The organism is Vibrio neptunius (assembly GCF_000967495.1).
Lineage (GTDB): Bacteria > Pseudomonadota > Gammaproteobacteria > Enterobacterales > Vibrionaceae > Vibrio > Vibrio neptunius.
Genome location: NZ_JXXU01000064.1, coordinates 1 through 3144 on the forward strand (window position 1 = coordinate 1; position 3144 = coordinate 3144).

A 3144-nucleotide genomic window follows, 5' to 3' on the forward strand; every position below is an offset into this window, starting at 1 on the left:
CAAAGTATGCTCCCGCCCTGTAACCGACCCCGATTGTGCTTTTAGGAGTGCCTGTCTTGTTTAACTATTAATTATGTGTAAATTTTATATCCGCTCAAGCACATCAGTTCTTCACTTTCACCATTAGATATTAATTACCAATTATTTATTAACGCACTTCGCGGCTAAAGGTTTGTAATTAAAGACCGTACAGACCTTCCATTTTTCAAGGCACAGTAATTCCAACGCAACGAAGTAACAGCATAGGTCGCGCCTCGACAGACAAAAAAGCAGATAATACTATGGTCAGTTTTTTAATTTACATATTTAACAATATAGTCATTTGGCAATATAAGTTATCTAATATGGTAAGGGGTTCATTAGCAGTAGGAATATTCGTAGTACTACTGACTGGTTGTTCAGAAAGTGTTAACACCGATTCAACCCGATTAGATGACACATCCATCTTGGAGCGTATTGACATCACAGCTTCGCCTAGTAGCAAAGGTACGAGTAGTTTCTCCATGGTGGCAGGTAATACGCAAATATTTACCGCAGTGGGTTATTACTCTGATGGTTCATCACATCAGCTTACTGAATTGAGCATTAACAATTGGCACTCAAGTGAAGAGACCTTGGCAAGCTTCGCGCAGCCCGGCGTGTTAGTCGGTAAGATTTCTGGTACGGTTCGTGTCTATGCCAGCAAAGACGGAATCATCAGTAACACAATGAGCGTTGATGTTACCGATGCAGTACTAACTTCAATTGCAGTCACGCCTTCATCCCCGTCAATTGCAAAAGGTCAAATGCAGCCCTTGTTGGCGACTGCCCTATATAGCAACGGTAGCTCTTTCGACGTTAGCGACTCTGTAACGTGGGCATCCGATGAAACCACCATTGCAACTGTCACATCTGAGGGGATCTTGTCGGGGATCGAGGTTGGAAATACCACCGTAATCGCCGTCAAAGACGGAATTGTGAGTAACTCCGTTGATGTCAATGTGACAAATGCAGTGATGACATCGATATTAGTAACACCCTCATCCGTTTCCCTTGCAATAGGCCAAACACAGCCATTAGTAGCGACAGCAACCTACAGTGACGGCAGTTCCACTGACATCAGCGGTTCCGTGACTTGGCGTTCTACAGATACAATGACTGCCACTGTGACTCAAACAGGAGCGCTGTTAGGTGTCCAAGTCGGAGCCACTAATGTAACGGCAACTATTGAGGATATATTAAGCAACACAGTTACCGTAGAAGTTACTGATGCTGTCATCACGTCTCTTGACGTCACACCAGCTTCGATTTCCCTTGCAAAAGGACAAACACAGCCATTAGTAGCAACAGCAACCTATAGTGACGGCAGTTCCACTAACCTAAGCGATTCAGTGAGCTGGCAGCCAGTAAATACAGCAATTGCAACGGTAACCCCTAAAGGAATAATAAGAGGTATCGAGGTCGGGAACACAACAGTGACAGCCACAATAAACCATATATCCAGTAACACTGTAAATGTAGAAGTAACTGACGCCGTCATAACCTCTCTTGACGTGACTCCCGCTTCCGTTTCCATTGCAAAGGGACAAGAACAGAGCTTAGTAGCGCAGGCAACTTACAGTGATGGGAGTTTCGCTAACATTAGTGGATCTGTTACATGGGCATCGGACCAAACAACAATTGCTACAGTAACACCCGACGGTAAGCTAATGGGGAATCAGGTTGGAAGTGCCAATGTGACGGCCACAATTGACGATATATCCAGCAACAGAGTAAACGTAGAGGTAACGAATGCCGTTATCACGTCTCTTGACGTTACACCTGATTCCGTTGCCCTTGCAAAGGGACAAACACAGTCCTTAGCGGCTACAGTGACCTATAGTGATGGCAGCTACGCAGACATCACTGATTCCGTGACATGGTTACCAGCAGAACCAAACATTGCCGATGTCACGCCGCAAGGCTTGTTATCAAGTCACGAAGTAGGCTCGACGACGGTCAGCGCGATCAAAGATGAATTCACCAGCAATCAAGTAATTGTTGATGTCACCAGTGCGGTAGTGACCTCGATCGAACTGACACCGAACCCTGCTTTCGTGGTCAAGGATTTATCAAGACCCTTAGTCGCGACCGCCACATACAGTGATGGGAGCGGCTCAAATGTCAGTTCTTCCGTCACTTGGACACCCGTCGATACAGACGTTGCAACGGTGGCCCCATTAGGACTACTAACTGGCATTGAAGTCGGCCAAACAACTGTGAGTGCTTTTAAAGATGGAGTCACCAGCAATACATTGAGTGTGGATGTCTGTGATCAAGTAGTCTCCTGCAATATTGATGTGTTCGACACAGGGGCAGGAAAGCTGTTTACCAGTACACCATCTTCTGTTTACCTAGACAGCGTTGGCGGCAGTCCGAATGCGGGTACCTATAATGATCAGAATGGCTCCTACTACCGATTCAATAGGACCGATGCGGATAAACTGTGCAAGCGCTATAATAAAATGCTTCTTGCAGGACGGACGAATTGGCGCTTGACCACCAAAAATGAGTTACTCAACGAGTTATACGGTACTTATGGCAATATGTATAACGCACGTCGTTGGCCTGCAAACTACGTCTCATACTGGTCATCTGACGTTAGCATTGGAGCAGGTGGTAAAACAAGTTACATCTCTGCACGTCTCAACGCTGGCTCTTACGCTGTAGGGCCTGCTACGATGAAGGTATATGTATCGTGTGTTTCAGAACCTTAACCATCATATATTGGGCTATTAGTGCTGGGGGATAACCTTCAGCACTTTTAGAATCTAACCGACAGAGAGTTATTAACGAGTACATTTATGGGATGTCTGTCCTGTAGTTTTTAAAGTGACTGTCCCATTAAATCTGTTTTTCTGTTTACAGTGCCTGTCCTTTTAACTATTCCTACTTTCACTAGCTCTCTTTGGAAAGTTTTGACCAGTTAAAATAGTACCTAACCCATTTTACCACCTTCAAATTAAGCCACTTATTGATTATATTAATGATTAATTTCTGGGAGTTTCTTTAGGGTGTCTGTCCCTCTATTTCCAATCAGTTAATCATTGAAAAGTATAAATATCATAGCTAGAATTTGGCATTTACAAATTCAGACATCGTTTCTCTGTAGTGGTTTAATGATCC

The 3144-nt window shown here is 44.3% G+C and carries 1 protein-coding gene; it reads left to right on the plus strand.

Annotation, left to right across the window (positions count from 1 at the left end):
* Positions 1–344 precede the first annotated feature (344 nt).
* Positions 345–2735 (plus strand): Ig-like domain-containing protein, encoded by a 2391-nt coding sequence (locus TW84_RS20125; RefSeq protein WP_162197129.1) that lies wholly within the window; start codon positions 345–347, stop codon positions 2733–2735.
* Positions 2736–3144: the final 409 nt, after the last annotated feature.

Bases quoted from the DNA above. Each gene is read 5' to 3' on its own strand.
- TW84_RS20125 (WP_162197129.1), top strand. From the start codon at position 345: ATGGTAAGGGGTTCATTAGCAGTAGGAATATTCGTAGTACTACTGACT.